This window comes from Streptomyces sp. NPDC085944, assembly GCF_040686295.1.
GTDB lineage: Bacteria > Actinomycetota > Actinomycetes > Streptomycetales > Streptomycetaceae > Streptomyces > Streptomyces salinarius.
The window spans coordinates 607,343-632,162 of sequence record NZ_JBFBJX010000001.1; the positions used below are offsets into that span (position 1 = coordinate 607,343).

Annotated in this window: 23 protein-coding genes; 16 read left to right on the forward strand and 7 right to left on the reverse strand. The window is 68.4% G+C overall.

Annotation, left to right across the window (positions count from 1 at the left end):
* Positions 1-75 precede the first annotated feature (75 nt).
* The 14 genes from AB0P07_RS02995 to AB0P07_RS03060 all read left to right on the forward strand — a co-directional run bounded on the left by AB0P07_RS02995 (position 76) and on the right by AB0P07_RS03060 (position 14,892).
* The gene (locus AB0P07_RS02995) at positions 76-1,014 is read left to right on the forward strand and encodes a hypothetical protein (protein WP_365544540.1); all 939 of its coding nucleotides are present in this window, start codon (positions 76-78) and stop codon (positions 1,012-1,014) included.
* Between the two features lie 400 nt (positions 1,015-1,414).
* Positions 1,415-1,726: a hypothetical protein gene (locus AB0P07_RS03000; RefSeq protein WP_365544189.1), complete on the forward strand. Its 312-nt coding sequence runs from the start codon at positions 1,415-1,417 to the stop codon at positions 1,724-1,726.
* A gap of 62 nt (positions 1,727-1,788) precedes the next feature.
* The gene (locus AB0P07_RS03005) at positions 1,789-3,039 is read left to right on the forward strand and encodes a putative T7SS-secreted protein (RefSeq protein ID WP_365544192.1); all 1,251 of its coding nucleotides are present in this window, start codon (positions 1,789-1,791) and stop codon (positions 3,037-3,039) included.
* A gap of 8 nt (positions 3,040-3,047) precedes the next feature.
* Positions 3,048-3,776, forward strand: a complete 729-nt coding sequence (locus tag AB0P07_RS03010; RefSeq protein WP_365544195.1) for a hypothetical protein — start codon at positions 3,048-3,050, stop codon at positions 3,774-3,776.
* Positions 3,773-4,681: a hypothetical protein gene (locus tag AB0P07_RS03015; RefSeq protein ID WP_365544198.1), complete on the forward strand. Its 909-nt coding sequence runs from the start codon at positions 3,773-3,775 to the stop codon at positions 4,679-4,681. Before AB0P07_RS03010 ends, AB0P07_RS03015 begins: the two co-directional genes overlap by 4 nt.
* A 328-nt stretch (positions 4,682-5,009) precedes the next feature.
* Positions 5,010-5,330 (forward strand): hypothetical protein, encoded by a 321-nt coding sequence (locus AB0P07_RS03020; protein WP_365544201.1) that lies wholly within the window; start codon positions 5,010-5,012, stop codon positions 5,328-5,330.
* Positions 5,327-6,691: a hypothetical protein gene (locus AB0P07_RS03025; protein WP_365544204.1), complete on the forward strand. Its 1,365-nt coding sequence runs from the start codon at positions 5,327-5,329 to the stop codon at positions 6,689-6,691. Before AB0P07_RS03020 ends, AB0P07_RS03025 begins: the two co-directional genes overlap by 4 nt.
* Before the next feature lie 17 nt (positions 6,692-6,708).
* Positions 6,709-7,386, forward strand: a complete 678-nt coding sequence (locus AB0P07_RS03030; RefSeq protein ID WP_365544207.1) for a hypothetical protein — start codon at positions 6,709-6,711, stop codon at positions 7,384-7,386.
* Entirely contained in the window at positions 7,383-8,045 is a 663-nt protein-coding gene (locus tag AB0P07_RS03035; RefSeq protein ID WP_365544210.1) for a hypothetical protein, read from the forward strand. Before AB0P07_RS03030 ends, AB0P07_RS03035 begins: the two co-directional genes overlap by 4 nt.
* 41 nt (positions 8,046-8,086) lie before the next feature.
* Entirely contained in the window at positions 8,087-8,965 is an 879-nt protein-coding gene (locus AB0P07_RS03040) for an LLM class flavin-dependent oxidoreductase (protein WP_365544213.1), read from the forward strand.
* Positions 8,966-8,967: 2 nt separating this feature from the next.
* Positions 8,968-9,747, forward strand: coding sequence for a class I SAM-dependent methyltransferase (locus AB0P07_RS03045; protein WP_365544215.1), 780 nt, complete (start codon positions 8,968-8,970; stop codon positions 9,745-9,747).
* 1,090 nt (positions 9,748-10,837) lie between these two features.
* Positions 10,838-12,163 carry a PhoH family protein gene (locus tag AB0P07_RS03050; RefSeq protein WP_365544218.1) on the forward strand — a complete coding sequence of 442 codons (1,326 nt, stop codon included), beginning with the start codon at positions 10,838-10,840 and terminating at the stop codon, positions 12,161-12,163.
* Between the two features lie 447 nt (positions 12,164-12,610).
* Positions 12,611-13,309, forward strand: coding sequence for a transglycosylase SLT domain-containing protein (locus tag AB0P07_RS03055; protein ID WP_365544221.1), 699 nt, complete (start codon positions 12,611-12,613; stop codon positions 13,307-13,309).
* A gap of 152 nt (positions 13,310-13,461) precedes the next feature.
* Positions 13,462-14,892, forward strand: coding sequence for an AI-2E family transporter (locus tag AB0P07_RS03060; RefSeq protein WP_365544224.1), 1,431 nt, complete (start codon positions 13,462-13,464; stop codon positions 14,890-14,892).
* A gap of 100 nt (positions 14,893-14,992) precedes the next feature.
* On the opposite strand, the gene AB0P07_RS03065 is transcribed toward AB0P07_RS03060, so the two are convergent.
* Entirely contained in the window at positions 14,993-15,529 is a 537-nt protein-coding gene (locus tag AB0P07_RS03065) for an alkyl hydroperoxide reductase (RefSeq protein WP_365544227.1), read from the reverse strand.
* A 6-nt stretch (positions 15,530-15,535) separates the two neighbouring features.
* Positions 15,536-16,090, reverse strand: a complete 555-nt coding sequence (locus tag AB0P07_RS03070) for a peroxiredoxin (protein ID WP_030145756.1) — start codon at positions 16,088-16,090, stop codon at positions 15,536-15,538.
* Positions 16,091-16,227: 137 nt separating this feature from the next.
* Here AB0P07_RS03070 and AB0P07_RS03075 point away from each other — a divergent pair, with 137 nt between their 5' ends.
* Positions 16,228-17,166: a LysR substrate-binding domain-containing protein gene (locus tag AB0P07_RS03075; RefSeq protein ID WP_365544230.1), complete on the forward strand. Its 939-nt coding sequence runs from the start codon at positions 16,228-16,230 to the stop codon at positions 17,164-17,166.
* A gap of 81 nt (positions 17,167-17,247) precedes the next feature.
* Here AB0P07_RS03075 and AB0P07_RS03080 read toward each other — a convergent pair whose 3' ends face one another.
* The 5 genes from AB0P07_RS03080 to AB0P07_RS03100 all read right to left on the reverse strand — a co-directional run bounded on the left by AB0P07_RS03080 (position 17,248) and on the right by AB0P07_RS03100 (position 22,236).
* Complete coding sequence (locus AB0P07_RS03080) at positions 17,248-19,590, reverse strand: ABC transporter permease (RefSeq protein WP_365544233.1); 2,343 nt, start codon at positions 19,588-19,590, stop codon at positions 17,248-17,250.
* Complete coding sequence (locus AB0P07_RS03085) at positions 19,587-20,276, reverse strand: ABC transporter ATP-binding protein (RefSeq protein ID WP_365544236.1); 690 nt, start codon at positions 20,274-20,276, stop codon at positions 19,587-19,589. The genes AB0P07_RS03080 and AB0P07_RS03085 overlap by 4 nt, the downstream gene beginning before the upstream one ends.
* Complete coding sequence (locus AB0P07_RS03090; protein ID WP_333751838.1) at positions 20,273-20,797, reverse strand: PadR family transcriptional regulator; 525 nt, start codon at positions 20,795-20,797, stop codon at positions 20,273-20,275. The genes AB0P07_RS03085 and AB0P07_RS03090 overlap by 4 nt, the downstream gene beginning before the upstream one ends.
* Before the next feature lie 225 nt (positions 20,798-21,022).
* Positions 21,023-21,301: a hypothetical protein gene (locus AB0P07_RS03095; RefSeq protein ID WP_365544240.1), complete on the reverse strand. Its 279-nt coding sequence runs from the start codon at positions 21,299-21,301 to the stop codon at positions 21,023-21,025.
* Positions 21,298-22,236, reverse strand: coding sequence for an SPFH domain-containing protein (locus AB0P07_RS03100; protein ID WP_365544243.1), 939 nt, complete (start codon positions 22,234-22,236; stop codon positions 21,298-21,300). The genes AB0P07_RS03095 and AB0P07_RS03100 overlap by 4 nt, the downstream gene beginning before the upstream one ends.
* 259 nt (positions 22,237-22,495) lie before the next feature.
* On the opposite strand from AB0P07_RS03100, the gene AB0P07_RS03105 reads away from it, so the two are divergent.
* On the forward strand, positions 22,496-24,820 hold the full coding sequence (locus AB0P07_RS03105) for a transglycosylase domain-containing protein (RefSeq protein WP_365544245.1): 2,325 nt from the start codon (positions 22,496-22,498) through the stop codon (positions 24,818-24,820).

Here is a 24,820-nt window from a genome sequence, read left to right on the forward strand (position 1 = left end):
CTGCCGGTCGCGGCTGTCGTGAGTGGCTTTCTGGCGCTTTTCGCCCTGCCCGGAGTGGCGCATGCGGACGACATCCTGGACGGCAACACGCAGAACTCGGGAACAGAACAGCGCGCCGACACTGATAGCAACGGCAACGTGTCGGTGACCGTGGGTGGCGTCGTGTTCGACCGTTCCGAGAACGGGAGCGGTGACTCGGTCGGTGCGGTGACGTCATCCACGTCGTGGTCGCCGCCAGCCTGTTGGTATGCCCCAAAGTACACGCCTCAGGAGTTGCAGGACTATCTGGAGCCGATCTGGGAGGCGGAGTCCACGGGGTACCAGTGGGACGCCCAGCAGCGGGAGAAGTACAACGCCAAAGACGAGAAGAAGGGCTTCAACAAGGACAAGACAGGCAAAGGCTTCTGGTGGGGCTCGTACGTCAACAAGAGCTACCCGCCGGGTTGGGACAAGTGCGACACCGAATACTTCTGGGTGGACAAGGGCGATCCTCCACCCGCGGACAAGGAGAACGCCGTCACCCCCGAGGTCCTTGCCGAGCTCGCCTACGCGGAAATCCGTGTCCCCAGCACCGATGTGACGCTGGCGCCCGCTGAGACGACCAAGGTGAACCTCCCGACGTGGGCCTGGCTAAATGGTGCCGAGTTCAAGCCGGTCTCGGTCACCGCGTCCGTGGAGGTACTCGGCATCAACGCCACGGCCACGGCGGAGCCTGTCTCGCTGCAGATCAAACCGGGTACGCCGGATGCCGAGACCTATCCGACGTCGGGGGTCTGCGAGATCAAGGACGGCCGCATCGGTGCTCCGTACGAGAAGGGCAAGGCGGACGAGACGCCGCCGTGCGGGGTGAAGTACCTGCGCTCTTCGGGCGACGACACGTTTCCGCTCCGGGCGACGGTCACCTGGGAGATCCACTGGACGGGCAGCGGCGGCGCTGGCGGGGATCTCCCCGACGGCACGTTCGGCGCCACCCAGGACGTCGTCGTCCAGGAGATCCAGGCCGTCAACCGTTGAGCGGTCCCACCAGCCCTCAGAGCGTCGGCCGATCGACGGCCATCACCGCGACAGTCCCCCGTGCTTTGCCGCCGTCTACAAAGCGGCGAAGATCGGCTGCTCGAGTCACGGCCCGCATCGTCCAGGCCTGTCACGGGGACTGGGGTGTCGGTGATGTCCCCGAATCCGAGGACGGGAGGCGCATGTGGGCTGTGCCGCCGGAGGATCGTGCGTGCGAGTACGGCCTGAGGGCCACCCAGCCATTGACCAGCCGTGAGGCCCGATGGCGCCGTACCGAGTCAGTGGCTGGCGCGTCGCTGTCCAACTGGTGTTCCCATGCGCTCCACGGATAGTTTTGACCAGTTGAGGACAACGCGTCGCAGCTGCAACCGCTTGGGGCTCGGGAAGGAACGGGGGGAACGTGAGCGATCTGACTGCTGACTACGAGGTGCTGAACCGGGTGAGGCACAATCTCGACCACATAGCTGAGTTGATGAAGAAGCCGGGCCGGGAGATGGAGGAGGTCTCCGGAACCTCCATGGGAGTGCCCGAACTTGCCCGACGCATGGACGACTTCGGCGACGAGTGGTCCTACGGGATCAAGCAACTCACGAAATTCTCAGAGAAGGCTTCCAAAGCGCTGCTCACGGTCAAAGAGTCCTTCGAAAAGCTCGACGACGAACTCGCCGAGGCGAACAGGAAGCAGGGCAAGGGGAGCGGTAAGAAGTCGTGAGCGCGACGAGACTGGAAAGCTTCCCTGCCCTTGGGTTCGTGCCTTGCCCGGGTGACCAGACCATGGCTGACGACGTGGCCAAGACGGTCCGCAGGACGGCGAAGGCCCTCGCCGAGATATCCGAGGTTCTGCACGGAACCGGTGTAGGGGACTGGAAGGGGAAGGCGGCAGAGGTCTTCCGCGAGAAGTTCGACGACGACTTCCGTCCCCGGATGGATGACGCCCGTGACTCGTTCTCCGACGCTGCCACCGTCCTGGAGGACTGGGCAGCGTACATGGAAGCGAAGCAGGCAGCAGCCGTACGGCTGGAGTCACAGGCGGCCGAAGTCCAGGACCAGTTGGGTAAAGCGAACTCGAAGGCCGACAAGCTCAAGGATGCGGACGACGACAAGAAGGACACACAGGACCAGCAGGACGCGGTCCAGGGCGCCGACCGCGCCGTGAAGGCAAAGGAACACGAGCTTGAGGAGCTCCGCCGCCGCGGCCGCCGCATGGCCGGCAATTATCAGGAGTACGGCAAGGAGATAGCCGACCGCCTGAAGAGCGCCATGAACATCGCTCCGAACGAACCCGGCATGTGGGACAAGCTCGGTGACGCCATCGCGGATCTCGGCGAGGCGCTAGCCGACCTCCCCGGTCAGGTGGGCGAACTCCTCTCCGACATCGGTGACTGGATCAAGAGCCACGCTGACTGGATCACCGTCGCGGCCTCGGTCATCGGGGTCGTGGCCATCTTCTGCCCGGTGCTTGCTCCGTTGGCCATCGGCCTGAGCGCGGTGGCGTTCGCGGCTCACGCCGCGGCATATGGGTGGAGTGGGCTTTGGCCGCCCACGGGTGAACGAATCGGTAACTGGCTCACGCTGGGTGGCGACGCGCTCGGCATGGTGCCTGGAGTCGGAGCGGCGTTCCGCGGCGTCAAAGCGGGCGTCAAAGCCGGACGGGCAGCCGGAAGTGTCGCCGCCGGTACCAAGGTCGGCATCAAAACGGCGGGTTCCACAGCCAAGAATCTCATGAAGGGTGTGGACCCCGTTGCCAAGGTGATCGACAAACCAGTGATGGCAGCTGCCGCCAAATTGGGCGTCTCGCGCGGTGCGGCCCTCACGGCTACTGAAGGCATCCAGGCTGCGGCTCAACTCGCGTGGACGGCCCCGACCGCCGTCAACGCTTACCAGACGAGTGCCGGCCGGTACGACGTGGCCACGTGGGGCACCGGCGTGGCCAACGTGGCCACGGGTGCCGGCGGTGGAAGGTTCGGCGGCCTTGTCGCGGTGGGCAGCACTATCGGACTCGGCGCTTGGGAGTTGACGGACTGATGACACCGATGACACCCACCGACTCCCTGAACACCGGTGTGCCCACCGCTGAGACCGTGACACCGGCCACGGCCGACTTCTGGTTCGAGTTGCCGCCTGGCTTCACGGAGATCGACCTGGAGGAGGATACGGAGTCGCGTGTGCTTCGGATGACGAGCGTGGCCGACACTCTCTTTGCCGAAGCCACACCGCAACAGAAGTTCAACCTTGTGGTGTCAGGCGAGTACATACTCCAGACCATGATCGCGAGCGGAGCCGAGCACGTATCGAACTGTCTCTTGCGCATGCGCGGTGACAAGCTCTCCCAGGGGACGCTGTGCGTGTTTGTCGAGCGACCGGATTCTGGTCCCCAGAGCCAGGACCGCCAGGGGTCGGCCAGGCGAACGGCGGCCCAGTGGCGGCATCTCTACCCGGACGCCGAGATTGGCCTTGTCATGCTGCCGTACGGCATCTCGGCCCTCTGTATTCGTGATCAGGACCTCGAGATCCCGGGTTTGCTCTTCGGACTCGACGAGCCCGTACCGGCAACGATGCGAGAGGTGCAATTCAGTGTGCCACTGAAAAGTGGCCCTGGCTCGGTTCTCTTCGTCTTCATGACCCAGGACATTGAGCACTGGGCCGAATACCTTGATGTGCTCGGCGACATCATGAAGTCCATCTCGACGGACGAGCCACATGAAGAAGGTCTTCCTGAGGCCAACTGGCGGGGTGCCGAAGGATCGGAGCAACAACGATGAGCGGGGCGGCCCAGGTGCAGGGCGAAGTCGGTGATGGGCGCGCGAGGCATCCGATCCTGGTGGCGGTCGCCATCGGTTGCTATGTGCTCACCGTCATTGCAGGCATGTTCTACCTGGTGAGCCGCCTGGGGACGGTGCTTCAAATCCTCCTGTGGGTTGTGCACGGGGTGCTTCTCATCGTGCTGATTCGGAAACTGGGGGCAAGGGAGTCGAGTGCCGGTGCGGCCCTGTTCATTGTGCTTACGTCTGCGATGGGTGTGTACGTCGCTTCAGTGGCCCGCGACGGCCTCACGCTGCTCCGGCGCGGCAATCAGATCACTGCGACGGTCGTTGAGGAGTGGCGCGATCCTGCACAGGGGCGCAAGGCTCGTGACTACCACTACGAGCTGGAACACCAAGACGGTACGAAAGTTCCTGGTGGCGCTCTGAAGTCCGCATCGGACTCATTCGATGTCGGACAGACCATCACCGTGATCGAGGACCCCAAGGAAGAACTGCGACCCCAGACTCCGGGTCAGGCGGACGCGACGGGCGACGCACTCGGGGCGGGGGCGCTTGCGCTGGCCGGGATCGGTGCTGTCGCCTGGATGACCTGGCGAGGGTCCGACGCCGCGAAACGTCGGGACGACGGCAAGCCGTCGGCCGGTGTGCGCAAGGTGTACAAAGTCGTCACCCGCAACCACACCACGGTCCAGGAACAAGAGCAAAAGCTTCGTGAGGCATTGCGTACGTATCCCGCCGACAGGCGTGGCTACATCAAGGTTCCTCCGGAGCACTATCCGGATATCTCGCAGCAGCGAGCTGCTCGTATTGCGTGGGAGATGGGGTTGCGGGCGGAGGCGTTCGGCAATCGCGGGTCGTGGCGTTTCGGCGAGACCGTGGTCGAGGAAGTCCCGCACGAGTAGGAGCGAGCGTCTGGACAGAGCCCGCGGACGGAGCAGATCTGGCACGGCCCGCGTGCTGAGGGAACATGGGCCGCTCCCCGGCCGATGGCGCGTCCCCCTCCTCGTTCTCCGCCATGGTGCGTGTACCCACGCGCACACCTCACCTGATCACGGCTTCGGCTTCGGCGTGGCCGGGGAGCAGGACGTCGTCGTCCAGGAGATCCAGGCCGTCAACCGCTGAGCGGTCCCGCCAGTCCTCAGAGCGACAGCCGTCGCCAGGGCGCCACGAAAGACGGACGTCGTCGTTCCTCTCATCGGTTCGGTGGATCGGTGAGAGGGGGATGGGCCGGTGGCGGAGCGGCTTGCCGTGGACGGGGACGAGCTCGGGCGGTTCATGAAGTCGCTGGAGAAGTCGTCGACGTCGCTCAGGGGCGTCCGGAAGGCGCTGTCGGAGGCGACGATCGTCGGGCTGGGCACGGATGAGCTCGACTCGGCATGTGAGGCCTTTCAGGACGATTGGAAGTACGGCTCCGAGGAGATCGGCAAGCAGACGGAGGACCTTGCCGACATCATCGGCAAGAGCAAGGACAGTTACCTCGAGGTCGACAAGGCGCTCGAGGCCGCGCTGCGGGAGTCGCGCGAGGCGGCCAAGGGCGGCGGTGCGAAGTGACCGTCCCCGCCGGCCAGGACACGTACGGTGCCGCTCTCGACCCGCAGTCGCGGGCGGACCTGGGCAAGCCGCAGGGGCTCAAGTCCGTGCCGCCCATCCCGAATCCGGACTATCCGCACCTCGGCTTCAACCCTGTGCCGGGGGATACGGAGACCGTGCGGGGTCTGGAGAAGAAGCTCAGCGGGTGCGCGAGGGTGCTGCAGGAGGCGTACGACCTCGTCACCAAGCTTCTCGACGGCAGCTACTGGAGGGGCGACGCCGCCGTTGCCTTTCGGGAGCAGCTGGACGGTGGGCCGTTGCCGCTGAACCTCAAGAACGCGGCGCACTCGGTGCGGAAGGCGGCCAGGCAGCTGGACCGCTGGGTGGGCGAGCTCGACGACTTCCAGCGGCGGGCCAGGAAGCTGGAGGGCGATGCGAAGGACGCCCAGGCCGTGGTCGATCGTGCACAGGGGCGGGTGGAGCGAGCGGGTGCCGATCCCGACCTCAAGAAGGACGGGGCCGATGGCGATGCCGCGCTGAAGGCCCTCACGCGGGCGAACGGTGACCTCGACGATGCGCAGGCCGAACTGAAGAAGATCATTGCCAAGGCGGAGCGGCTGGCCGAGGAGCATGAGGAGAAGGCCGGGTATCGGGCGCGGAAGATTCGCGACGCCACGAAGAAGTTGGTGCCCCATGAGCCGGGTTGGTTCGACGAGGTACTCGACTGGCTGGGCGACAACCTTCCGGACATCCTCAGCTTTGTGGCGGGAGTGATCGGGATTGTGGCGCTTCTTCTCTCCGGGCCGTTGGGGTGGAGCATTGTGACGGTTGCTTCCTTGATGCTCACGGCTTCCGGGTTGAGCGTGGTCGCGGTTGGCCTGCGGCTCGGAGATTCGGAAGTACGTGCGTCTTTGTGGGACGGAATGACGGAGGGGGAGCTCGACGCCGACTTCTGGAGCAACGCGGTTTCTGTGGGAGCGGACGCCGTAGGTGCTCTGCCAGGTGTCGCGGCAGTGGCTAAAGGTTCTTTTTTAGCCACGCGAGCTGTTCGACGGAGCGGGCAAGTACTGGATTTCTGGCAGCGAGCCGGTACCTACGGCTCCAAGGTACTCGATGAGGCCGGAGCGATTACCAACCTGGAAAACTCGATGGTCGCCCGAGCGGTACGAGGTTTCCGCGATCCCGGCAGAGCAGCCAACGTCATTTCTGGCACTTCGGGCTTGGTAGGCATTGGTACAGGTGGGTTCGGTCTGTATAACAAGGTCGTAGACGCAGAGGACGACGGAATCAAGGACGGTACTGTCGCAGGCATCGACGGCTCACGTCTCGTTCTTGACAGCGGAGGCATCGTAGACATTGCAAGGTACGTGTTCTGTCGGTGAGTAGGAAGGAAGGGCACGTGGATCCTGCCGCCTGCACGACTGCTTGGGAGCACCCGCCCACCCGTCGAGCTTGGCTCAGTCACATGATGATGAATGTCGTCGGCCTATTCGGCTGGGTGAGTGGTTGGATCGCATTGCTCGGTGTCTCGGTGTACTCGGCCGACTGGCTCATCTGGGTGTTTATTCCATACTTCGTGTACGGGCCTTACCGTGCGCTGACACAGCTGCGATATTTCCCGGCAGCCCTGTCGATGCTGCGAATTTTGCGCAGCCACAGATGGCAGATCGTCCACAGGGTTCCGTACGGACTGACTGATCGACCAGAGGTCCCCAGTAAGCACTACGGCTGGTTTGAGTTGCCAAATCCCGCTTGCCCAGGTAAGTGGCTCCCGATGGTATTCACCCGGCATCTGCGCCTGGATTGGTGGTGTCGGCGCATGGCTCCTCGTGCGAAGCCGAGTTTGAAATCCCAGATCGAGGAGATCTGGTTTGCGGGGGATGTCCGCCTCATGGGAGTCATCGCCGTACCCACGCGAAAGGGAAAGTGTCCTCGGCGCTTGCATGTGATCGAACAGCGCATGAACCCTCAGGTCGATGAGCGGTCCGATAAGCCAGGATCCGGTCCCGATGACATTGCACATGAACGTGCGTCTGACCATGCCACTCCGTCTGAAGCGAGCAGGAAGATCCTTTGAGCGCACCGCGCATCTACGTGGACGGCTCTGTCAACGACGCACGATCGGAGATGTGGTTCGCCGAGCCCGCAGGGTATACGCCTGTGCCGTTGAACTCCCTGCTCGCCGAGCCGGGTTCGCCGGAAGCCGGTGTGATGCGTGAGGCTGCCGCTCCGTTACTCGACGCGGCGCCCAGCGAATGGGTGCGACAGCGGTTTGTTGCGCAGTTCGCACTAGGGCAGCAGATGCTCGGGGTGCTGTGCGATCTCGGCACGGTCCATTGCTCGGTCGGCCTGCATCGTGACGACGTCGGTGGCAGCGCACAGCCGTTGTTCTCCCTGTTCACCATCACCTGGCGAGACACCGCAACCGCCCCACGGGCTGCTACCGCGGCCCGTGCTGTTACCGGCCCGGGTGGTCACAGCCGCGTCGAGTACCTTGAACAGCCCTGCGGCCCCGTGACTATCAGCGAGACCGTACGCCGTCCAGAGACGGACAGTCCTCTACCTCACCACCCCCTCCTGCAGGTCCACGCCCACCTCCCCCACCCCGACTGCAAGCGGCTGGCCGTGCTGACGGTCAGTACTGCCGCTGTCGTGCGCCGGGAGGAGTACCGGGCCGTGCTGCGACGGATCGTCGCAACCGTTCGTTTCGAGGATCCGTTGGGGGCGGCCTCGTAATGGTGTTGTTCAGTGGTCGGCGCCGGAGGTAGGAAGGCACCATGACTGGACTCGGTGCCGTATTCCGTCCTCAGTTGGCCCCCGAGCGGCTGCGCGCCGTGGTGCGGGCGGCCGACGAGGTGGGGCTCGAGGAGCTGTGGCTGTGGGAGGACTGTTTCCGCGAAGGCGGGATTTCCACGGCCGCCGCTGCCCTCGCGTGGACCGAGCGGGTGCGGGTCGGCGTCGGGCTGCTGCCCGTGCCGTTGCGGAACGTGGCCCTCACCGCGATGGAGGCTGCCACGCTGCACCGGATGTTCCCCGGACGTGCCGTCCTCGGCGTGGGGCACGGGGTGCAGGAGTGGATGGGGCAGGTCGGGGCGCGGGTCGAGTCGCCCGTCACCTTGCTGCGGGAGCATCTTCTCGCGCTGCGCTCCCTGTTGAGGGGAGACAGGGTGACCGTGAAAGGGCGCTACGTCCAGCTCGACGGCGTCGCGCTCGACTGGCCCCCGCGGCAGGCCGTCGAGGTGTTCGCCGGTGCCACCGGGCCCCGATCGCTGCGACTGGCCGGTGAGGGCGCCGACGGGACCGTGCTCACCGCGAACACTGCGCCCGACGGTGTGCGCCGCGCCCGGCGGCTCATCGACGAGGGTCGTGCGGCGGCCGGACGCGGCGACGACGCGCACTCGGTCGTCGTGTATCTCCTCGCCGCCACCGGGCCCGGGGCACGGGAACGGCTTCGGGGCGAGCTCGTCGCCGAAGGCGTCGCGGACGTGCCCGGCCTCGGCGCCGCGGGGGACGCGCAGGCCGTTGCCGACGCCGTGCGGCGGTTGGCCGAGGCCGGGGCCGACACCGTCATCCTGCAACCGACCGGTGACGAGCCCGACCCGGAGGGGTTCGTGCGGTTCGCCGCCGAGCAGGTCCGGCCCCTGGTGGTGGTCTAGCCATGGCCGACGTGCGTTCCTTCGGCGAACTCGTGGCCGAAGGTGCCTCCGTCCCCACCGAAGGGTGGGACTTCTCCTGGTTCGAGGGGCGGGCCACCGAGGCGCGGCCGTCGTGGGGTTACGCAAGGTCCATGGCAGGGCGGCTGGCCGACGCCACCGCCGTGCTGGATGTGCAGACCGGGGGAGGGGAGGTGCTGGACTTCGCCCTCGAGGCCGCCGGGCCGGACCGGGCCCCGCTCGTCGTCGCCACCGAGGGCTGGGCGCCCAACGCAGCCGAGGCCACCCGGCTGCTGCGCCCGCGCGGTGTCCCGGTGGTCGCCTCGGCCGACGAGGCGCCCCTGCCGTTCGCGGACGGCGCCTTCGACCTGGTCGTGAGCCGGCATCCCGTCGAGCCGCACTGGGACGAGGTCGCCCGTGTACTCGCGCCCGGCGGTCGCTACTTCGCCCAGCACGTCGGGCCCGCCAGTGTCTTCGAGCTCATCGAGTTCTTTCTCGGGCCGTTGCCGGAGGAGACGCGCCGGCACCGTCGTCCCGAGCGGGAGCGTGCCGACGCCGAGGCGGCCGGGCTCGAGGTCGTGGAGCTGCGGGCGGAGCGGCTGCGGATGGAGTTCTTCGACGTCGGTGCCGTCGTCCACTTCCTGCGCAAGGTGGTGTGGATGGTCCCCGGGTTCACCGTCGAGGCGTACCGAGACCGGCTGCGCGACCTGCATGAGCGCATCCGGGCCGACGGGCCCTTCGTCGCCCACAGCTCCCGTCATCTTTTCGACGTGCGCAAGCCGTAGACCAACGGTCGGTACGTCCGTACGCCTGCCCTTTCGGGTGAGGACGGCCGGGAACTGCCGTTCGAAGCGCCCGTTACCGGCCATCGGCCAAGTGATCCCCGCCGTCCTCGGCGTGAGCCGACGTCAGGGCGCGGACCGTGCATCGTGGATGTTCCGGGCGTAAGCCTCACACCTTCGCAAATATCAGGTCCGTGGCCGCAGGGTGCCAAAACAGTCGCCGATCCTCACAGGGTTCCCACATCGTTATTCACCGGTGTCCTCCGCGGGTCGAATCCGAGCCGTTCGGTCACGTAGGTTCGGACCAGGTAATTCGCGTGAGCAAAGCTACGCGCGTGGCACCGCGCAGTGGAGGGGGCTGCGCGGTGCCGGGTCAAGTCCGGATGCGGCGGTGGCGTCACCCGGATGGGGGATGCGGGGCCCCGTTTCGCGGTGTCCCGCCGTCGGCGGGTTCGGAGGGTCGGCGCGCATCTTTCGTCACTTCACTCACTCGACTCACGCGTGGATCGGTCGCCCGGTCAGGGGTTCACCGCGATGTGGCCATGATTCGGGCCGGAATAAGGGCTTCCGCGGCATCCGGGCGTTGTCGGGCGACTTCGGAGAGTAGTTGTGGCACGCCGATGCACGCAGCATCACTTACGAAGGGTTATGGTGGAAACCCCCCCTCGGGCCGGTCCGTATCCCCCCCCCACGGACCGGCCCGTTTTTCTGTCCTCGTTTTCTGTCCTCTGCCCGCTGGTGCAGCCGTAACGAGGAGTTCACCGGTGCGTCGTCCCGTGTCGTGGCATGGCGGCGCTTGTTCGAGGGCATAACCCAAGCAGGTCGACGCCCGACCCACGGGTGTCGGATCTCAGCGGGCGGCACGGAGCCGTCCGCCCGGGAGGTCCTTTGCACCAGCCCCACCGTGCGGTCACGGCACGGAAGACGCGGCGGAGGGCCGGTCCGCGGCCCGCGCCAGTGCAGGGCGGCCCCAAGGGTCTGCACGACAGGCCCCGGACCGGTCGGCTCGGCCGGCCGGTCGGCTCGTTCCAGCCCTCCCGGCCCGGCTCCACTCCGTCGCTCCCCGACCTCTTCCGAGGGGGTACGTCCTTCCGTGGTGACCAGCACAAAGCGCCACAAGCCCGACCGGCGCACCTACGTTCTCGACACCAGCGTCCTGCTGGCCGACCCGAACGCCCTGAACCGCTTCGACGAGCACGAGGTCGTGCTCCCCATCGTCGTGGTGACGGAGTTGGAGGCCAAACGGCACCATCCCGAACTCGGCTACTTCGCCCGGCAGGCCCTCCGCCTGCTCGACGAGTTCCGGGTACGGCACGGTCGCCTCGACGCCCCCATCCCGATCGGGGACCTCGGCGGCACCGTGCGCGTCGAGCTCAACCACTCGGACCCCAGCGTGCTGCCCACCGGCTACCGCCTGGGGGACAACGACTCCCGCATCCTCGCGGTCGCCCGCAATCTGCAGGCGGAGGGGTTCGACGTCACCGTCGTCTCGAAGGACCTCCCGCTCAGGATCAAGGCGTCCTCCGTGGGCCTCCTCGCCGAGGAGTACCGCGCGGAGCTGGCCATCACGGACGCCTCCGGCTGGACGGGAATGTCCGAACTCGTCCTGCCGGGTGAGCAGGTGGACGTGCTCTTCGAGGAGGGCCGGGTCTACGTCCCCGAGGCCGCCGAGCTGCCCGTGCACACCGGGCTGACCATCCAGTCCGAGCGCGGCAACGCCCTCGGGCGGGTCACGCCCGACGGCAGCGTCCGGCTGGTACGCGGTGACCGGGAGGCGTTCGGCATCAAGGGCCGCAGCGCCGAGCAGCGGATCGCGCTGGATCTGCTCCTCGACCCGGACGTCGGGATCGTGTCGATGGGCGGCCGGGCCGGCACCGGCAAGTCGGCGCTCGCGCTGTGCGCGGGGCTGGAGGCGGTCCTGGAGCGCCGGCAGCACCAGAAGGTGATGGTCTTCCGCCCCCTGTACGCGGTGGGCGGGCAGGAGCTCGGTTATCTGCCCGGCTCCGAGGCCGAGAAGATGAGCCCCTGGGCCCAGGCGGTCTTCGACACGCTGTCGGCCGTCACCAGCCGGGAGGTCATCGAGGAGGTGACCGCGCGCGGGATGCTGGAAGTGCTGCCGCTCACCCACATCCGGGGGCGTTCGCTGCACGACGCCTTCGTGATCGTCGACGAGGCACAGTCCCTCGAGCGCAACGTCCTGCTGACCGTGCTGTCCCGGATCGGGGCCAACTCGCGGGTGGTACTCACCCATGACGTGGCGCAACGGGACAATCTGCGGGTCGGCCGGTACGACGGGGTCGTCGCCGTGGTCGAGAAGCTGAAGGGGCATCCGCTCTTCGCGCACGTCACCCTGACGCGCTCCGAGAGGTCCCAGATCGCGGCGCTCGTGACCGAAATGCTGGAGGACGGTCACATCTGACGCTTCCGTGAAGTCCGACCCGTGAAGGGTCGATTGCCCGCATGAGAGCCGGTTACCCGCCGGTTCGGCGCCGTCCGGAAAGGCCCAGAGCCTAGCCGGGCGGCGCTTCGGTGTGTGGGGATTTCCGCGAATCCCCTGGGCCAAACGGGATGTGAGCTTTCACACGCAACACAGAATTGCCTCACCCCGCCGGGTTACGGCAGAGTCTCATTCCTGTCAGGCCCCGCATACGACACAGCCGTCCCCCCAGCGGTACGGCACCACAGAAGCACCAGAGCCAACTCCATAGCCGACTCGTATGCCGCCCGAGCACCAAGCGGCGCTCCCCGCAGGGGAGTTGTCCACCGGGCCCGTGCCTCCCGTGACCCGTAGTTGGGGAGGCCAGCGCCAGGGGCACGATTGCGTCCGCGAGGGTCACCGAAGCGGGCGATGCTGGAAGGAAACCGTGTGAGCCGGATCTCGGTCCGGGGATTCGCAGTGGCCTCGGCCACGGCGGTCACCGCCGTCGGAAGCGTCGTCGGAGTTGCCTCGGGCAGCGTCGCGCAGAACAACGACGACGCGGAGGCGACGGCAGCAGGCACGACGCTGCTTGCCGACATCCCCATGGGTGAGCAGGCGCAGGTGCAGACCGCGTCCCTGACGCATCAGGCCGACGTGCAGGCCATCGCCGCGGACGCGAGCGCCAAGAAGGACGCCGAGGAGGCGGCCCGCAAGGCGGCCGCCAAGACCGCCGTGGCCAAGCAGGAAAAGGCCAGGAAGGCGGCCGAGGAGGCCAAGGAGCGCGAGGCGGAGAAGGAAGCGGCCAGCCGCGACGCCAAGCGCGATGCCACCAGCTTCGCCGTCCAGAGCTCCTACAGCACCAGCCAGATCCAGGCGATGGCCCGTCAGATGGTGCCCAGCGGCCAGTTCCAGTGCTTCAGCAACATCGTGAACCACGAGTCCAGCTGGAACTACCAGGCCGTCAACGCCTCCTCCGGCGCCTACGGCCTCTTCCAGGCGCTGCCGGCCGGCAAGTACGCCTCGGCGGGCGCCGACTGGCGCACCAACCCGGCCACCCAGATCAAGTGGGGCCTCAGCTACATGGACAACCGCTACGGCAGCCCGTGCGAGGCCTGGGCCTTCTGGCAGGCCAACCACTGGTACTGAGCCCCGGCGACCGAGTCTCTCGGCCCGCGCTCAACCTCGCGAAGCCCCTCACCGTCCTATGGTGAGGGGCTTTCGCGCTCCCGCCATGTACGGTCGGACCGGAACGACTCCAGGGGGGAGTGGTGGGGAAGGACGGGGGAAGAGGACGGATCATGTCACGAGTGCCAGGGTGGCTCGGCCGGCTCGGCGCCGGACTGACGCAGATGAGCGAGCGGTTGGAGCAGCGCCGGGAAGAGGCGCGTCGGCACGACGCCGACGACGGACCGGGTCCGGCCTCCGACCACGGGCCGCACACCGCGGAGCATCCGGCCGAGGACGCGGCCGCCGAACACCTCGCCGCGTACCGTACGGTCGCCGTCGCCGACCGCCCCGACCCGGCGCAGGCCGTGCCCTGGGGGGTACGGGTGGCGGCGGAGACCGGATGGCGGCTCCTGGTGCTCGCGGGCACGCTGTGGGTGCTGATGCGCATCATCAGCGCCGTGCAGCTGGTGGTGCTGGCATTCGTGGCCGCGCTGCTGATCACCGCGCTGCTGCAGCCGGCCGTGGCCTGGCTGCGCCGGCACGGGGTTCCCAGGGGACCGGCCACCGCCCTGACGGCGGTGCTGGGCTTCGTGGTGATGGGACTGATCGGCTGGTTCGTCACCTGGCAGGTCATGGAGAACATCGACAACCTCTCCGACCAGGTCCAGGACGGCATCGACGAGCTGCGCAACTGGCTGCTGAACAGCCCCTTCCACGTCACCGACAAGCAGATCAACGAAATCGCCAAGAACCTGCGGGAAGCGGTCGGCGCCAACACCGACCAGATAACGTCGGCGGGACTCGAGGGTGTCACGGTCGTCGTCGAGGCGCTCACCGGCATCCTGCTGGCCGCCTTCTCCACGCTCTTCCTGCTCTACGACGGCAAGCGCATCTGGCAGTGGTCGCTGAAGCTGGTGCCCGCGGCCGCCCGGCCGGGCGTGGCCGGGGCCGGTCCGCGCGCCTGGCGCACGCTGACCGCCTACGTGCGCGGCACGGTGATCGTCGCGCTGATCGACGCCATCTTCATCGGCCTCGGCATCTACTTCCTGGACGTGCCGATGGCCGTCCCGCTGGCCGTGTTCATCTTCCTGTTCGCCTTCATCCCGCTCGTCGGCGCCGTGGTGTCGGGCGCCCTCGCGGTCGTCGTGGCGCTGGTGACCCAGGGCGTCTTCGCGGCGGTCATGACGCTCGTCGTGGTGCTGGCGGTGCAGCAGATCGAGGGGCACATCCTGCAGCCGTTCATCCTCGGGCGCGCGGTGCGGGTCCATCCGCTGGCGGTGGTCCTGTCGGTGGCCGCCGGCGGCATGGTGGCCGGCATCGGCGGCGCCGTGGTCGCCGTACCCCTGGTGGCGGTGACCAACACCGTCGTGGGCTATCTGCGGGCGTACTCCCGTGGGGCCGCCCTGCGGCAGAAACCGAAGCCGCACGGTGCCACGTCGAGTGACGCCGCCCCGGCGATCGGCCGGGCGCAGGATGCAGCGGAACCCCAGGGGCCTCAGGGGGCTCAGCGCTCCCAGGAGCCCCCGGAGAGCGGCCCGCCGGCGGGCACCTCCCCGGCGTAGCGCGGCGAAGCCCCCGGGGCGGCAACGCAACGGCACGCGAACGGGTCCCGCCCACCTCTCGGTGAGCGGGACCCGTTCGCATGCGGGTCGCGCGGGGCGACTACTGGTCGGCCAGGACCGCCTCGGCGTCCAGGGTGGCGCCGACGGCCTCGACCACGGCGGCGATCTTGAACGCCTCCTGGATCGTCTCGCGGTCCACGCCGGCCTTGCGGAGCACCTGCTCGTGCGAGTCCAGGCACATGCCGCAGCCGTTGATGGCGGACACCGCGAAGGACCACAGCTCGAAGTCGACCTTGTCGACGCCCGGGTTGCCGATGACGTTCATCCGCAGACCGGCGCGCAGGGTGCCGTACTCGTGGTCCGACAGCAGGTGCCGGGTGCGGTAGAAGACGTTGTTCATCGCCATGACGGCGGCGGCCGACTTGGCGGCCGAGTACGCCTCGGGCGTGAGGTTCGCCTTCGCCTCCGGCTCCAGCTCGCGCAGGACGATGGGGGAGCGCGAGGTGATGGCGGTCGCCAGCACGGTGCCCCACAGCTGCTGCGCCGGGAGGTCGGAGTTGCCGATGACCGAACCCAGGTTGAGCTTCAGGTCCTTGGCGTAGTCCGGTATGGCGGACTTCAGGGAGTCGAGGGACATGTCAGCTCACTCTCCCGACAGCAGCGCGACCGGGTCCAGGGTCTCGTCGCCCTTGCTCCAGTTGCACGGGCAGAGCTCGTCGGTCTGCAGGGCGTCGAGGACCCGCAGGACCTCCTTGGGGTTACGGCCGACGGAGCCGGCGGTGACCATCGTGAACTGGATCTCGTTGTTCTGGTCCACGATGAAGACCGCGCGCTGCGCGAAGCCGTCCTCGCCCTCGATGCCGAGGTCGCGCATGAGCTCGTGCTTCGAGTCGGCCATCATCGGGAACGGCAGGTCGGTCAGGTCCGGGTGGTCCTTGCGCCAGGCGTGGTGCACGAACTCGGAGTCGCCGGAGAAGCCGAGGATCTGGGCGTCACGGTCGGCGAACTCGTCGTTCAGCTTGCCGAAGGCGGCGATCTCGGTCGGGCACACGAAGGTGAAGTCCTTGGGCCACGCGAAGACGACCTTCCACTGACCCTCGTAGGTCTTGTGGTTGATCTGCTGGAACTCCTTGCCCTTCTCCAGCGAGACGCAGGCGGTCAGATCGAACTCGGGGAACTTGTCACCGACAGTGAGCACGCGCTCTCCAATAGTGCAGCGAAGAAACACCCATATTGCGAGTGTTTCCCATGGGTTGGACGGTGTTGATGCTGGCACAGGGTGCATTGATTAGGGAAATAGCTACACTCGGTCGGGTTGATCGGAGGTAGCTATTAGTGTCCGGTAAGAAGAGGCAGCCCAGCCTCGCCCAGCTGCGGGCTTTCGATGCGGTCGCCGAGCACCTGCATTTCCGCGACGCCGCCGCCGCGATCGGCATGAGCCAGCCGGCGCTCTCCGGAGCCGTCTCCGCCCTGGAGGAGGCACTGGGTGTCACTCTGTTGGAGCGTACGACGCGCAAGGTGCTGCTCTCGCCCGCGGGTGAACGGCTCGCGGTGCGGACCAAGGCGGTACTGGCGGAGGTCGGCGCACTCCTGGAGGAGGCGGAGGCGGTACGGGCGCCCTTCACCGGCGCGCTGCGGCTCGGCGTCATCCCGACCGTGGCGCCGTACCTGCTGCCCACGGTGCTGCGCCTGGTCCACGAGCGCTACCCCGACCTCGACCTCCAGGTCCACGAGGAACAGACGGCGAGCCTCCTGGAGGGCCTGACGACCGGGCGGCTCGACCTGCTGCTGCTCGCGGTGCCGCTCGGCGTCCCCGGCGTCACCGAACTGCCCCTCTTCGACGAGGACTTCGTCCTGGTCACGCCGCTCGACCACCGGCTCGGCGGCCGGGAGGGCCTCGATCGTTCGGTGCTGCGCGAGCTGAAGCTGCTGCTGCTCGACGAGGGGCACTGCCTGCGCGACCAGGCGCTCGACATCTGCCGGGAGGCGGGACGCGCGGGCGTCCCGGCCACGACCACGGCCGCCGGTCTGTCGACGCTGGTGCAGTTGGTGGCGGGCGGCCTCGGGGTGACGCTGCTGCCGCGCACCGCCGTCCGCGTGGAGACCTCCCGCTCCAGCCAGCTCCTCACCGCCTCCTTCACCGACCCGGCCCCCACCCGCCGCGTCGCCCTCGCCATGCGCACGGGCGCGGCCCGCTCGGCGGAGTACGAGGAACTGGCGGCGGCCCTGCGCGAGGCGATGGCCGACCTGCCGGTGCGGACGGTGCACGGCTGAGCGGCGGGACCGGGATGCGCGACTGAGCGGCCGCCCGGGGGCGGCCGCTCAGTCGCGTACGTCAGTCGCGCGCCGGCGCGGCTACTCCGTGCGCAGCCCTTCCGGCCGCATCAGCCGCAGCAGCGGCGGCAGGCTGCACAGCGTCACCACCAGGACGACCGCCGCGCCGATGCCGGTCATGGACAGGACGCCGGTCCAGTCGACGCGGACCGGGGTGCCCGTCATCTTCAGCAGCACCGTGCCCAGCGTCAGGCCCACGATCATGGAGAGCAGCAGCCCGAGCACGATGGGGATCGCCGTCTGCCACAGCACCGAGAGGCTGAGCGTACGGCGCCGGGTGCCGAAGGCGACCAGGGCCGACAGCAGCTTCTTCCGCTCGCGCAACTGCTCCAGCTGCGAGACGAGCAGACTGGCGCCGATCAGCGCCAGCACGCACGCCGCCCCCACGAACAGGCCGGTGCGGATGGCGTCGAAGCGGTCGGTGCGCTCCGTCGCCGTCCAGGTCCATGCGTTCGCCAGCGGGTCGATGGCCGCCGTGGTGTTCCGTACCAGGTCGTGCACGTCCGGCACCGACTCGTCCAGCTGGAGGTAGGCGTGCCCGTCCAGGGCCGGCGTGAAGGCGTCCGGCATCGCCGTCCGCGTCAGCAGGAAGCCGCCCCGGTCGGTGCCGGCCAGCAGACCGGTGCGCGGCTTCGCGGCCTTGACGTCCTCCGGCACCGTCCAGGGGATTTCGCGGCTCTTCGGACCGCCCTCGTAGGACGGGTCCACGTAGAGCTTCCGGCCCGGCGCGGCCAGCTTCGTCACGTCCTGCTCGCCGTCCCACTCGGCGCCGTGGACGACGAACACGTCCCCCTCGGAGCACGAGGACAGGGTGGCGATCTCCCGCAGTGCGGCGCAGTCGCCCACGGTCAGCATCGTGCCGTTGTCGGGGTCCTGGGGGCGGTCGCCCAGCCAGCCCTCGGAGTAGCCGAAGACCGCCTTCACGCCCTTCGTGTCACGGAACTTCTCGGCCGCCGGGTCCATGGGGACGCCGCTCGGCAGAACCGCCTCCATCTGTGCCCGTGACACGTCCTGCCCGGTCGACTTGGTGTAGTCGTCGTCCACGCCGGCGAACAGCATCTGCAGCGCGATCGCCCCGGCCACGGCCACCGCGATGCCGTTGACCATGCGGGCCGCCGTGCCGCTGCTCAACTGCAGCCTGCGCACGGCCAGTTGCCAAGCGACGCCGCCGGAGCCGAGCCGGGCGACGACGCTCTCGACGATCCACGGCAGCAGCGCGGTCACGCCCACCAGGAGCAGGACGACACCGCCGGTCACCAGGTACTGGTTGAAGTCGCCGTTGTCCCGGCCGTTGCCGATCATCGGGTAGAGCATCGCCAGTCCGGCCAGCGGCAGCAGCAGCCGCCACCACAGCCGGCGCCGGGCCGGGCGCCCGGCCCGCACCACGCCGAGCGGCTCGATGACCACCCCGCGCAGCGCGAACAGCGTCACCAGCACCGCCGCGGCCGGTACCGCCACCGCGACCAGCAGGGCCAGCAGCGGCGAGGGATTGAGATAGCTGGGGAACACGCTGATGCGGAACACCTCCGCATTGCCCGCGAGTTGCCGTCCGACCAGGAAGAAACCGGCGCCGAAGAGCAGCCCGAGGAACGCGCCGGCCATGGCCTCGCCCGCGGCGATGCGCCGGGTCATGCGGCTGTCGGAGCCCACCAGGCGCAGCGCCGCGAGCCGCCGGTCCCGCCGCTCGCCGCCGAACCGCACGGCCGCGGCGATGAACACCGCGACCGGCATCAGCAGCACCACGAAGACGACGAGGATCAGCAGGAGCAGCACCGGGTCGGACCGCTCCTCCCCGGGCTCCGGGTCGCCGAACCGGTCGATGCGTTCGATCCGGCCCGGAGTGATCTGTTCGGCGAGACCTTCCGCTCCCCGGTAGTAGGCGAGTTCGGCCGAGCCGATCAGCCCCTCCTCGGCGATCGTGCCGACGATCCGGTCCGGCAGCCGCTCGCGCAGCAGCGCGCCGGAATCCGACTCCAGCAGCTCCTTCAGGGCGGGGGAGACCACCATCTCGCCCACCGCCGGGAACTCCTCCACCCCGGGCGGCAGCGGTGCCCGCGGTCCCTCGGGCTCCAGGGCGCGGCCCCGGACGTCCTGGTCGCGGTAGGTGTCGTCGGCGCGGGCGGCCACGAGCGTGTCGTTCGCCTTCGGCATCGGCTCCAGGGCGAACGTGATGTCGGAACGCGCCGCCTCCCGTTCGTGCCGGACCGTGAGCGCGTTCGGGATCGCCGTCGTCAGCAGCAGCAGCGCCACGCCGAGCCCGACGCCGACGGCCGTCAGCACGGCCCGCGTCCAGCCCTCCCGGCCCCCGGTGAAGGCGAAGCGGACGCCCAGCATCAGGTCCGCGGCCCACTGACGCACGCTCATACGACCCGCTCCATGTCCCGGGACTTGCCGTCCCGTACGACGATCTCGCGGTCGGAGTAGGCGGCCACCCGTGCCTCGTGCGTGACCAGGACGACCGCGGCGTTGGTGGAGCGGGCGGCGTCCGTGAGCAGCTCCATCACGCGCTCCCCGTTCAGGGAGTCCAGCGCGCCGGTCGGCTCGTCCGCGAAGAGCACCCGCGGGTCGGTGACCAGCGAGCGCGCCACCGCGACCCGCTGCCCCTGGCCGCCGGAGACCTCGCCGGGCCGTTTCTTCCTGAGGTCGTCGACCTCCAGCCGCTCCATCCAGGTCAGCGCGGCCCGCTCGGCCTCCTTGCGGGACGTGCCGTTCAGGCGCAGCGGCAGGGCGACGTTCTCGACGCAGGTCAGCTCCGGCACCAGCTGGCCGAACTGGAACACGAACCCGAAGTCCGAGCGGCGCAGCGCACTGCGCTGGGCGTCGGACATGGCGGACAGCTCGCGCCCGTTGTACGTGATCGTCCCCGAGTCGGGCGTCACGATGCCGGCGAGGCAGTGCAGCAGCGTGGACTTGCCGGACCCGGAGGGGCCCATGACGGCGACGACCTCGCCGGGGTGGATGGAGAACTCGGCGCCGTCGAGCGCGAGGGTGGGGCCGTAGGCCTTGCGGAGCTGGTCCGCCGAGAGCAGGGAGCCTGCGGGGGGAGTCATCGGGTTACCGCCTCACGGAGCTTGTCGAGGCGCGCGGCGGTCAGTTCCAGCCAGCGCAGGTCGGCCTCGAGGTGGAAGAGGGCGTGGTCGCAGATGAGCTGGTCCGCGAGGTCGCCCTTGCGCTTGCGGTCCGTCAGGATGCGCATGCTGCGCAGGTGCTCGGAGCGCTGGGTGTCGAGGACGTCGGCGGCGTCGCGATGGGTGAGCAGCGCGAGGACGACCTTGGTGTACAGCGTCGACTGGAGGTACGGCTCGGGCTTCTCGGGCGTGGCGAGCCACCGCTGTACGTCGGTGATCCCCTCGTCGGTGATCGCGTACCGCTTGCGCTCGGGACCGCCGCCCGCCTCGATCCCGTCGACGACGACGAGGCCGTTCTTCAGCAGGCGGGACATGGTCGAGTAGACCTGGCCGTAGTGGAGCGGCCGGTCGTGACCGAACTTCTCGTCGAAGGCGCGCTTGAGGTCGTAACCGTGACGCGGCCCGGACTCCAGGAGCCCCAGGAGGGTGTGACCGATGGACATGCAGAGCACTCTACACACGGTGTATACGCACTATGTATACGCACGGTGCAGAGGTCGTGGCGGCGGGTGCGGGCGGGGTGCGGGAGTGCAGGTCGGGGCCGATTGTCACGGTTCCGCTACGGCGGGGGCCGCGCCCGGGACCGCACGGTGTTCGGCCACGAGGGCGGCCGCGCCCGGCGCCGACGACGTTCCGCTACGTCGCAGACCGGGTCCCGCGCCGTACGGTCAGGACGGTGGCGTGGTCCCCGGGCCGCCGCTCTTCGGCGGGCGGCCCCGGCGCGGCAGCGGTCCGGTGTCGCCGGGCAGCCGGCCGGCCTCCGCCAGTGCCCTGCGGAGCAGGAACTCGATCTGGGCGTTGGCCGAGCGCAGTTCGTCGCCCGCCCACCGGGCCAGCGCCTCGTACACCTGCGGGTCCAGCCGCAGCAGCACCTGCTTGCGCTGCTGCGGCCGGCGCTTCGGAGCCGGGCTCCGGGGCGCCTCGGAATCCTCGGACGGGGTCGTCACTGGTAGAGCGTCCCCGTGTTGAGGACCGGCTGGGCGGCGCGGTCCCCGCAGAGCACGACCATCAGGTTGGAGACCATCGCCGCCTTGCGTTCGTCGTCCAGCTCCACGATGTCCTGCTCGCTGATCCGGGCGAGCGCCGCCTCGACCATGCCGACCGCGCCGTCCACGATCTGGCGCCGCGCCGCGACCACCGCACCGGCCTGCTGTCGCTGGAGCATCGCCGAGGCGATCTCAGGCGCGTACGCGAGGTGCGTGAAGCGGGACTCGATGATCTGCACGCCGGCCGCCTCCACGCGCGCGTGCAGCTCGACGGCGAGCTTCTCGGTGATCTCCTCGGCGTTGCCGCGCAGCGACAGGCCGTCCTCGTCGTGGGCGTCGTACGGGTACTCGATGGCGATGTGCCGCACGGCCGCCTCGGTCTGGGTGGAGACGAACTCGACGTAGTCGTCCACCTCGAAGGTGGCCTGCGCGGTGTCCTCCACCCGCCACACCACGACCGCCGCCAGCTCGATGGGGTTGCCGTAGGCGTCGTTGACCTTCAGGACCGCCGTCTCGTGGTTGCGCACGCGCGTCGAGATCTTGGTGCGGGAGGTGAAGGGGTTGACCCAGCGCAGTCCGTCCTGCCGGATCGTCCCCCGGTACCGCCCGAAGAGCTGGACCACGCGGGCCTCGCCCGGCGCCACCATGTTCAGTCCGCACATCGCGAGGAAGGCCGCCAGGGCGATCAGGATGCCCCCGACGATCAGCACGGCCTTCCCGCCGGTCGCGTCGACCGCCGTGGCGGTGGCGATCAGAGAGACTCCGGCGAACAGTCCGACCAGCCCGAGCAGCAGCGCGAAGCCGCCGCCGATGCTGTGGGCCTGGGTCTCGCGGACGCGTGGTGCCGGCATCTCGGGCACATCGGCGGTGACCTGCGGGACATCGTGCGTGGACATGGGTGGTCCCCCGTTCTTTCGTGGCGTTCACTCTGCTTACCAAGTGATATCACTTTAATCGCACATCGCAACCCAGGACCCCTCTCGTACGTCGGTTCCTGTGGAGCGGGTGCTGATTCTCACGTCCGTACAAGGCTGGATCGGTTGCCCTTTGTCATATCTCCCGGTGTTAGCTTTCTGAGCTGACCTGAGCGACGAACCTGTGTGACACGTGAGCGAAGCGTGCCCACAGATGACCGAAGCGGAGCGGATCGGACCCATGGGGCGAGCGGAAGAGAGAAGAGCGCGACAGCGCGGTGGACGCCGCGCGGCGCCGAAACGCCGCCGTTCGTCGGGCGCGGGCGGTGCTGCGGGCGGCAAGAGCCGCATACGCCGGCTGTTCACCTGGAAGAAGATCCTCGGCACCTTCTTCGGCCTCTGCCTGCTCGGCATGGGCGCCTTCATCGTGCTGTACATGATGATCGACATCCCCGAGGGCAATCCCGAGGCGGAGCTGCAGAGCAACGTCTACAAGTACAGCGACGGCAGCATCATGGCCCGCACCGGCGAGCGCAACCGTGAGATCGTCGACCTCGCCAAGATCCCCAAGGACGTCCAGCGCACCTTCGTCGCCGCCGAGAACAAGACCTTCTACAACGACGCCGGCGTCGACCTCAAGGGCACCGCGCGCGGCGTGTTCAACACCCTCTCCGGCAAGGGCGCGCAGGGCGGTTCGACGATCACCCAGCAGTACGTCAAGAACTACTACCTGTCCCAGGAACAGACGGTCTCGCGCAAGCTCAAGGAGCTGGTCATCTCCCTGAAGCTGGACCGGGAGAAGTCCAAGGACTACATCCTGGCCGGCTACATCAACACCAGCTACTACGGCCGCGGCGCCTACGGCATCCAGGCCGCCGCCCAGGCCTACTACCGCGTCGACGCCGAGGACCTCACGGTCGAACAGGGCGCCTACCTCGCGGCCCTGCTCCAGGCGCCGAACCAGTACGACTGGGCGATCGCGAGCGAGACGGGCAGGAAGCTCGTCCAGGAGCGCTGGAACTACGTCCTGGACAACATGGTCGAGCAGAAGTGGCTGAACGCGGGCGACCGCAAGGGCATGACGTTCCCGAAGCCCGAGGAGCCCAAGGCCGCAGCCGGGATGGACGGCCAGACCGGATACCTGGTGGACGCGGCCAACTCGGCCCTCAAGGAGCAGCTCGTCGCCCAGGGTGCCGCCGAGGACATGGAGCAGGCCAAGGCCCTGGTGGACCTCGGCGGCTACACCGTCACCCTCAACATCGACAAGAAGAAGCAGGCCGCGCTGGAGAAGGCCGTCAAGGAGAAGCTCACCAGCAAGCTGGACCCCGACAAGCGCAAGGTCGACGCCAACGTGCAGGCCGGAGCCGTCTCGGTGGACCCGAAGACGGGTTCCGTCGTGGCGATGTACGGCGGCGTGGACTACCTGAAGCACTTCACGAACAACGCCACCCGAGTCGACTTCCAGCCCGCATCCACCTTCAAGCCGGTGATCCTCGCCGCCGCCGTGGACCAGGACGCCGAGACCCAGGACGGCGTGCCGATCACGGCCAACACCCTCTACGACGGTGACAGCAAGCGCCCCGTGATGGACGGCGACAAGGAGGTCGGCTTCGCCCCGCCCAACGAGGACGACGCGAACTACGGCGAGATCGACGTCCAGGAGGCGATGAACAAGTCCGTCAACTCGGTCTTCGCCCAGATGGGCACCGACGTCGGCATGACCGAGGTCATGAAGGTCGCGGGCGAACTCGGCATGCCGAAGGACCTGGAGCCCTACCCCGCGCAGACCCTGGGCAGTATGAGCGCCAGTCCCCTCCAGATGGCGGGCGTCTACGCCACGTTCGACCACCACGGCAAGAAGGTCACCCCGGCGGTCGTCAAGTCGGTCGAGCACAAGGACCGCACGGTCGAGATGCCCGACCCCATCGGCGAGCAGATCATCAGCCGGGAGGCCGCGGACACGGTGACCTCCGTCCTCACGGGCGTGGTCGACGACGGTACGGCCAAGAAGTCCGTGCGGAACAACCCGCTGCGCGACGGCCAGCAGGTGGCCGGCAAGACCGGTACGTCCGACAACAACAGGTCGGCCTGGTTCACCGGCTTCACCCCCAACCTGGTCACCTCCGTCGGCCTGTTCGGCGAGGACCCGAAGACCCACGACCACGTGCCCATGTACAGGGCGGCCGGGGTCGACTACCGCGTCAACGGCGGTGGCCCCCCGGCGGAGATCTGGGCCGCGTACACCTTCGGCGTCATGGAGAAGGTCACCAAGTTCGACCTGGAGACCAAGCAGGGCGCCGCGGTGAAGCCCAGCAAGTCGCCGACGACCTCCGAGTCGCCGAGCGAGTCGCCGTCCGAGGAGGAGACGACCCAGGCGCCGCCCCCGTCCGACGACCCGACGACCGAGGCACCTCCGTCGGACGACCCGACGACCGAGGAGCCGCCCGAGTCGCCGACGCAGTCGCCGTCGAACAGCGCGTCCAGCGGCGAGACACCGCCGGACGGTGGTGGTGGGTCCACCGAGTCGGGAGGTCCGCAGTCGCCGGGTGCGGACTGGTTGCCGTAG